This is a genomic window from Synechococcus sp. R6-10 (genome assembly GCF_047461815.1).
In the GTDB taxonomy this organism is placed as follows: domain Bacteria; phylum Cyanobacteriota; class Cyanobacteriia; order Thermostichales; family Thermostichaceae; genus Thermostichus.
In genome coordinates, this window is the sequence record NZ_JANSHW010000754.1 from 1 (window position 1) to 726 (window position 726).

Annotated in this window: 1 protein-coding gene; it reads right to left on the bottom strand. The window is 52.8% G+C overall.

Going from position 1 to position 726, the window contains the following annotated elements:
- Nucleotides 1-137: 137 nt before the first annotated feature.
- Nucleotides 138-503 (bottom strand): response regulator, encoded by a 366-nt coding sequence (locus NW837_RS15810; protein WP_414332670.1) that lies wholly within the window; start codon nt 501-503, stop codon nt 138-140.
- Between the last annotated feature and the right edge of the window lie 223 nt (nt 504-726).

Sequence of the window (726 nt, forward strand, 5' to 3'; positions counted from 1 at the left end):
TTCGTACTTGAAGGCTTGAAGTCGTTGCACCGCTCAATCGTATTCTTGGCCTATGCGTGATGACAACGATATAGGCTACGGTTCGCGCTATCCTTCCCTGCCCTGAAGGACGGGGCTTGCCGCGCCTTTTGGTCAACTCAAGACAATTGGGCAGCAACGGCTTTCAGCAGGCGTTTCTGGTCAACGGGCTTCGTCAGATAGGCATCGGAGCCAAAACATAGCCCCTGTTCAATCTCTTCGGGAGAGATTTTCGAGGAGAGAAAGACGAAGGGGATGTGAGCTGTAGACTGATCCCATCTCAGGGCATCCAGCACCCCATAGCCGTTCAGCTTGGGCATCACCACATCGCACAACACCAAGTCGGGCATCAGGGTGCGCACCATCTGCAAGCCCTCTTCTCCATCAGTGGCCGCCACCGTGTTGTACCCCGCTCGTTGCAACACCTTCTGCAGATAGGTGCGAATAGAGGGTTCGTCTTCAATCACCAGGATGCGTTTGGACATAACTCTGTAAAAAATTAAACAAAGACCTGGCCCAACCTGTCGGGCCTACTGTCCGCCTTCCCGGAGCCAGAGAGATCCGAGTTGATGCAAGAACAAGTCGAAGAACTACAGCTGCAGCATAGGGAAACTCTGGAAAAAAAAACTCCGCCAAATCGCTCATTCTGGGATCTCCCTGCTCTGCAAAAATCCTGATAGAGTGCGGAACAACTTTCCTCATCCGCAG

What these genes read in the sequence shown, in the direction of transcription:
- NW837_RS15810 (WP_414332670.1), bottom strand. Translation starts at nt 503, where the DNA reads ATGTCCAAACGCATCCTGGTGATTGAAGACGAACCCTCTATTCGCACC.